This window comes from Succinimonas sp., assembly GCF_045225735.1.
In the GTDB taxonomy this organism is placed as follows: Bacteria; Pseudomonadota; Gammaproteobacteria; order Enterobacterales; family Succinivibrionaceae; genus Succinimonas.
In genome coordinates, this window is the sequence record NZ_JBGVBR010000056.1 from 1 (window position 1) to 6,383 (window position 6,383).

The 6,383-nt window shown below is 49.3% G+C and carries 8 protein-coding genes; 2 read left to right on the forward strand and 6 right to left on the reverse strand.

Going from position 1 to position 6,383, the window contains the following annotated elements:
- A partial coding sequence (locus ACJROR_RS01935) for a hypothetical protein (RefSeq protein WP_406545627.1) occupies positions 1-1,126 on the forward strand: 1,126 nt, incomplete at its 5' end.
- Positions 1,127-1,294: 168 nt separating this feature from the next.
- On the opposite strand, the gene ACJROR_RS01940 is transcribed toward ACJROR_RS01935, so the two are convergent.
- From ACJROR_RS01940 to ACJROR_RS01960, 5 genes are all read right to left on the reverse strand, one after another.
- A complete protein-coding gene (locus ACJROR_RS01940; protein WP_406545628.1) occupies positions 1,295-1,432 on the reverse strand; it encodes a hypothetical protein in 138 nt (45 codons plus the stop codon).
- Between the two features lie 427 nt (positions 1,433-1,859).
- On the reverse strand, positions 1,860-2,996 hold the full coding sequence (locus tag ACJROR_RS01945; protein WP_406545629.1) for a hypothetical protein: 1,137 nt from the start codon (positions 2,994-2,996) through the stop codon (positions 1,860-1,862).
- 82 nt (positions 2,997-3,078) lie between these two features.
- Positions 3,079-4,155: an exodeoxyribonuclease VII large subunit gene (gene xseA / locus ACJROR_RS01950; RefSeq protein WP_406545630.1), complete on the reverse strand. Its 1,077-nt coding sequence runs from the start codon at positions 4,153-4,155 to the stop codon at positions 3,079-3,081.
- A 109-nt stretch (positions 4,156-4,264) separates the two neighbouring features.
- Positions 4,265-4,576 carry a hypothetical protein gene (locus tag ACJROR_RS01955; RefSeq protein WP_406545631.1) on the reverse strand — a complete coding sequence of 104 codons (312 nt, stop codon included), beginning with the start codon at positions 4,574-4,576 and terminating at the stop codon, positions 4,265-4,267.
- A gap of 114 nt (positions 4,577-4,690) precedes the next feature.
- Positions 4,691-5,011, reverse strand: coding sequence for a DUF2614 family zinc ribbon-containing protein (locus ACJROR_RS01960; RefSeq protein WP_406545632.1), 321 nt, complete (start codon positions 5,009-5,011; stop codon positions 4,691-4,693).
- A gap of 306 nt (positions 5,012-5,317) precedes the next feature.
- On the opposite strand from ACJROR_RS01960, the gene ACJROR_RS01965 reads away from it, so the two are divergent.
- Positions 5,318-5,722 carry a (deoxy)nucleoside triphosphate pyrophosphohydrolase gene (locus tag ACJROR_RS01965; protein ID WP_406545633.1) on the forward strand — a complete coding sequence of 135 codons (405 nt, stop codon included), beginning with the start codon at positions 5,318-5,320 and terminating at the stop codon, positions 5,720-5,722.
- 391 nt (positions 5,723-6,113) lie between these two features.
- On the opposite strand, the gene ACJROR_RS01970 is transcribed toward ACJROR_RS01965, so the two are convergent.
- Positions 6,114-6,383 (reverse strand): hypothetical protein (locus tag ACJROR_RS01970; RefSeq protein WP_406545634.1); only part of this gene is annotated, 270 nt, incomplete at its 5' end.

The window sequence follows — 6,383 nt, forward strand, 5'->3', positions numbered from 1 at the left end:
GCCTTTTCAAATTTTTAAGGATTTTGTTCATCAGGATTATCTTACCCTGTTTTATGACTATAAAAACGCCGGCGATAGAATAACCGCGCTGATCGGACATGTTAACAAGGAATTGCAAAGACTGCATGAAGCTTTGACGAACTATGCTGAAAACCTGAAGAAGTACAATGAACGTCTCGCCGCTGCGAAAGAAAAGAAGGAAGATGAGCCAGTTCCTCCAGAATTGCCAAAAGTTAGCGTGTCTATGAAAAAGTATGTTTATCTCAGACATGTCAAAGAATCAGTGTATGAACCGGAAATCATCAAAAAAAATCTTCAAAATGATATAAATGAAAAAGGATTGTATAATATTTTATCTTCTGAGAAACTTGAGCCTAAGCAAATTGCAGATTTGTATACTTCGCGCACATCATCTGAAATTCAGTACAAAATAATAAAAACAGAACTGGGATATGGTCAAGTTCGCATTCATTATACAACCAGTCTTTATGCCAAGTTCGCTTTAGGATTTATTGCCACAATTATTCGTTACCAATTTCAATGTTATGCCAGAGGTATTTCCAGAAACACAAGTGATATTATAAGAGAACTGAATTTAATTTCAGCAATTAAAATTAATGACGTATACACCCACTCTCATACGGAAAACGAACGTCAGCTTAATTTCTTTAATTTTTTTGACTGTGATGAATCTTTAATTGATGAATGTATCAAAGAAGAGAATAATAGAATTGCAGGACGTCTTCCAACACCAAGACATCGCAAAACTGGTGTAAAGCCTGGTAAAAAAACAGCAAATGCAAAATATTCGAAACAGGAACAAAAAACTGATACTAACAGTGAATCAGATATTGTAAAATCTGATAATCAGGATGCAGCTAACAAAATTGATTCTGTTTCACAACCGGAAATCAGTCAGGAAACACTTGGTAATAAATCAGAACCTAAGAAAAGAGGTGTAAAACCGGGAACCAAAAGAGGGGACTTTAACAAAGATGGCTCCCCTAGAAAGAAGCCTGGTGTACCACAGGGGACTCATAGGGGAGAGTTTAAGAAAAATGGAGAGCTCAGGCAAAAACCAGGCCCGAAATCCAAATCTGACGCATCTCCAAAAATGGGCGAGTAGGCTCCCACAGAGGGCCTTGATCTCGTCCTGTTAGTACCAATTTTGGGGCATTTTATGTTGATAATCAGGAGCTCCTTGTTGTCTCCTTTGAGCTTCCTGAACGCATCCTCGCCGAAGTAGCGGATGTGGGCTTTTTCGCCGTGAATAACGAGAACCGGGGTTCTGATTTCATCGGCATACTGCAAAATCGGCATGTTTTGCCCAAGGAAAAACGCCGTTCTCCGTCCCAGAAAGACCAAAACTCATCATGCCGAGACAGATTCTGGAAACATCCATGCCGGTGTTACCGAATTTCACATATTTCATAGCGCATCCTCATCACTCGCTGAATTCCCAGCTGATATCCTCAATAGTACAGAACGGGAATGCCTAAGTCATTAAATACCCCCAAAACACCGCTAAAAGTGTCTCAGACTGTCACAAAACAATGACCAAAAACCACAGACATCTAATGAAGAGAGGCGCCGGACGCCCTGCGAGCGCAAAAAGCCAAAGAAACGAGGAGACAGAGAGGCGGGGCTGGCAGGGAGAACGCCTTTTCAGACGGCTGCCGCCTAAGAGGAGCGAACGACAGGAACAGCGGTCAGGAGTCCCTTACAGGACGGGCATTGGCCAGCCGCCGGATACCGCCGCTTCCGAGGAGATAAAAAACTCCGGCATCTTCCGGAGTTTTTGGTTACTGAGCTTTAGTCTGTCCGGGCCGGGAACAGATCCTGCCCGCATTGCCTGTTGCTTACTTGACTTCGTTATTACCTATTATTTGAGCGCCCTCGAACATAGTCCCCTTCAGGGCATCACCGTCCTTCTTTTCCTGCTGCTCGGGAACCTGGTTGTTTTGACCATTGTTCTCGGCCTTCGGTTCATTGTTGTCCTTTACCTCGTTCACAACATTGTTCTTCTGGTCGTTCTTTACCTCGTTCCCGACCTTGATCTCCTGGTCGTTCTTTACCTCGTTCCCCACCTTGATCTGCTGGTCGTTCTTTATCTCGTTCCCGACATTGATCTCATTACGATCCTGAATCTCATCCTCGACCTTGATCTCATTAACCTTTATCTCAGGCTGGTTGACGGGTTTCTCTTCATTCTTTTTATTGATCAGAGCGTCCATAAGCTTCTGCTGCTCGGCGCGCATCTCCTCCCTCTTTCTCAGGAATTTACGCGTGCTTTCGCTGGGCTGCCCTTCCTTCGCGCAGGCCTTAAGAACATCATTAAGCCCGTCTATGAGATCGCTCTTGGTATGAAAATCGATAAATTTGGCATCGGCGATCAGGGTTCTCAATGATTCCAGATTGGTCACAAAATCCGGAGCATCAGTTTTTTCCATGTCAAACTTGCCGATAGCCTGCTTTATGGCGTTCTCTTCAATGCGGCCATTAACAAAATCGCCCTTATCTTTGATGGCGCCAAAGCCCTTGGCCAGTTCCGCATCATCAATGGTCTTGTCATTATAAGCCTTAATCAGATCATCCTGAGCCTTGCTCACCTGCTCCTTCACCGAATCATAATCCTGGCACTCATCGATATGGGCGAGAGCAGCGGGGAGCGGATCCTGACCGTCCTTGTTTGTGTACCTCTTAACATTCAAAAGGCCGTCAAGCTCTGCATCAGAAAGGGTTACCACCCCGTCATTCATAGCGGCAAGACGTTCCTGAATAGAGGTCTTGGCAGCCACTACCTCATCGGAAGGGTCGGGGATCTGGCTGTAACCGGCCAAAATGTCTCTGAGAAGCTCTCTGGTTTCTTCATTGGCCTTGAGGACTTCCGGGGACGGGTTATTGCCGGCTTCCGGTCTGATTTCCTGATTGACATCCTGAACTTCAGGTTCCTGAATGATGTTGTTATGGTTAAGCTGGTTGATGTTAGCAGTCATGATGTTATTCCTTCTTCTGTTGTATTAGCTGTTCAGAAAACGTTGCTAAACAAAAGGGGTTACAGGATATCCGGCAAAAATGTTACCGGGATCTTAAAAACCAAAACAGTGCCAGTACCGCAATAATGCCGGCGGCGGCGAGAATAATCCTTGCGTACAGCCATCTCCGGGCCTTTCTCTCTTCTCTGGTCTCTCTTTCCCGAACCTCTCGAATAAGAAGCTCGGCGGCGGCGGTAGGCGTGGCCACGGAATAGTCCGCTGCCTCATCGGCTAGGGAACTATTGATCTCATGGCCGATGGCGGCAATCACCGGGATTCCCGAGGCAAACACCGCCTTCACCACCTCTTCGCTGCTGAACACTGCCAGAGATTCCAGACTGCCGCCGCCCCGGGCCAGGATAATAACATCGCAAATGCCCTCGCGGTTTATGTAATCCAGACTTCTGACAATGGCGTCTCTGGCGCCCCGGCCCTGCACCTGGGTGGGGTAAAGCCTCAGGGCGAAGGGGATGCCGCTGTTTTTTACGGTAGCCTCAATATCATGAATCACGGCTCCGTCCGCGGCCGTGGCAATGCCCACGTTTTCAAGATGCTCCGGAAGCGGTCTTTTGGCAGTCTCGTCAAAGTACCCCTGCTCCCGGAGCCGTTCCTTAAGCTCCAGAAAGCGGAGATGACGTTCCCCCGGCCCCTCGGCCCTGATCTCCGAGAGCTCCAGCTGCAGAGATCCCCCGGGGCCGTAGTAGCGCACCCGGCCGGTAACCAGAACCTGCGAGCCCACGGCGATCTCCGGCGGGATCTCCGCCGCAGCGGAATTATCCGCTCCGGCCGTCTCGCCGTCCTCGTCCCCGCTTTCAGAGTCGGAGGCTCCGGGAAGCCCGGAGTCCGGAAAGCGGGATTTCCGGGGCGGCTCCAGAGCGGCGAACACCCGCCGGGGCACCACGCAGGAAATCATGCCGCCGTCATCGGAAAGAGTGAGATACCAGATGCCGGGCTTCTTTTTAAGGCTGGTGATTTCACCGGTAATGGTCTGTTCCCCGAGACTTTGTTCCAAGGCCTCCGAAATCGCCTGATTGAGCTCGGAGACTCCGGGATGGCGCTCTTCCGGAGCCGGGGCCGCCCCGCTCCCGAAAATCCTGCTCCAAAAACTCCAAAACCCCATAAGATCTCCCGCTTTCCGTCTTCCGGCTATTGTACCCCGCGCATCCGAAAAAAACCGCGCCTTATTCTGAAACGGGAGACACGGCAGGATAACTGCACTATAAGCCCTCTCAGCCGGGCTTTTTAACATTATCTGCAGGATAGTCCGGATCCACCGGATTCCCGCAGCCGGGACAGATATCGATATTGGAAATCTTCAGGTTCAGAATCTGATGGCAATGGGGGCATCGCACGGTCTTTACCATCCAGATCACCGACCAGATAAGCGCTGCCGCCGAAAGGACTATCAAAAACCAGTTCTTGCCGTTATAGGGATCCTCGGCCGTGGGATAGTGGGTGCCCCACATCATCAGGAGAAGACCGCCGGCGGTCATGATGTAGCCGGCGATGCGATTATGCCGGGGATCTCTGAACTGTTTCATATGGAGCTGCCCTTGCCAATAACTCGAAAAAATGATTCGTAAAAAATGATTTTCTGAAAAGATGACGGAGGCTTAAGCATCTAAACCCTGCTAATCCCTGCGATTATCATAGTCTCAGGGATTCCTGCCGCGCTGATCCAGGTCATAAACGGGATTATCGGGATCCGTGGGATAATGGCACCAGGGGCAGACATCGATGTTATAGAGCTTGAGATGCAAAAGACGCTTGCAGTGCGGACAGCGCACCGTTTTAAACATCCAGATTCCCGAAAATACTAACAGGGCTCCGGAAATAATAAACAGTAAAATGTGAAACAAGGTCACGGCGCCGTTCTCTCCGGGATGCGCGGAAGCGAAAGCCAGTACGCCGAAACCGCTGAACATAATCGCATAACCGGCCATTCGGTTAAGCCTGGGATCCCGGAACTGCTTCATAATTTTTCCCTCCTCGTCCCGAAGACATCTCCGGAATTACCTGCGGGTATCCTGACATGTCCGGAACTCAACTCTGCTGTTTAATGACTTCTGCCATCATCTGTTCTTTTACCGCTATCCCGCCCGGGACTCAAGGTTTTTCCGGCAAATTTGCCGGAAGGAACGCCATTCCGGAAGATCCCGGGGTTGCGCGCCTCCGGAAAATAGCTACAATCTCTCCCGGAACAGAAGATCCCTCCGGGAAAAGCCCCTTATGCCCTTCCCCGGCAGGAAACCAGAGACAGCAAGCAAAAAGGAATCCCGCTTATGAAAACCATAAGAGTCGCCGCCGCCATCATTGTCAGGAACAACAGAATATTCGCCACCCAGCGAGGCTACGGAGAATTCCGGGACTTCTGGGAATTTCCCGGCGGCAAAATCGAAGCAGGAGAGGATCCCCGGGACACCATCAAAAGAGAAATAAGGGAGGAGCTGGCTGCGGACGTTACCCCGCTTAAGCATTTCACCACTGTGGAATACGACTATCCGGAGTTTCATCTCAGCATGGAGTGCTATCTCACACGGCTCAACAGCGGCACTGTCACCCTGCTGGAGCATGAAGCCGCCAAATGGCTGGCCCGGGAGGAACTGATGTCCGTAAACTGGCTGCCGGCGGATCTTTCCATTATCGCAGATCTGGAAAAGACTTCCTTCACCCTGCCGGAGGACTGACAACCGGGGACGAATCGGGCCAGCTGACGACACCTGCCCAGATGACCAAAAAAAAACCCCGCTTTTACGCAGGGCTATCAAAAGGCAAGTTAATTAGAACATATTCCCCCAAAAAATGCACAGGAATAGTACGAGTTTTTAGATCTAGTTCAAATTTTTGGACTTTTCAGCGGTTTTGCTGTAGAGAAAAATCCAAAACAAGCCCGTCCCTTTGTCTTTCCGCAGCCGAGATCCTCGAGATCCAAAAAAAAAATAAACGGCGAGCCCATGCCTGAAGCCGGTTCTCACCGTTTTGACGACTAATGTTACGTATTACAGCTGCGGCACAGCCCTTGCGTCAGGGATGTAATTATGGCCATGAGTCCCTTTAACCGCAGGAACTCTTCCGCATTTAAGGCTCAGCGGGAACGGAGGGAGCCGGGGCTTTGAACATTTCCAAAAAAGGATGAGGCCATACCTTCAGAAGATCCCGCACATAATCCGGGGTTACGTGATAATGTTCAACAACAAAATCCAAGATGTCTTCATCAGATTGTCCCAGTATTTTCAGGGAATTAATCGTTCCCACAACCATCATTTCCAGCCCTATTTGATCAAAAGCATCCATCACCATATTATCCTCCTTGGTCAGTTCATCCAATATTTTAGATTTTGTTACAGT

What these genes read in the sequence shown, in the direction of transcription:
- ACJROR_RS01940 (WP_406545628.1), bottom strand. Translation starts at nt 1,432, where the DNA reads ATGAAATATGTGAAATTCGGTAACACCGGCATGGATGTTTCCAGAATC.
- ACJROR_RS01945 (WP_406545629.1), bottom strand. Translation starts at nt 2,996, where the DNA reads ATGACTGCTAACATCAACCAGCTTAACCATAACAACATCATTCAGGAA.
- xseA (WP_406545630.1), bottom strand. Translation starts at nt 4,155, where the DNA reads ATGGGGTTTTGGAGTTTTTGGAGCAGGATTTTCGGGAGCGGGGCGGCC.
- ACJROR_RS01955 (WP_406545631.1), bottom strand. Translation starts at nt 4,576, where the DNA reads ATGAAACAGTTCAGAGATCCCCGGCATAATCGCATCGCCGGCTACATC.
- ACJROR_RS01960 (WP_406545632.1), bottom strand. Translation starts at nt 5,011, where the DNA reads ATGAAGCAGTTCCGGGATCCCAGGCTTAACCGAATGGCCGGTTATGCG.
- ACJROR_RS01965 (WP_406545633.1), top strand. Translation starts at nt 5,318, where the DNA reads ATGAAAACCATAAGAGTCGCCGCCGCCATCATTGTCAGGAACAACAGA.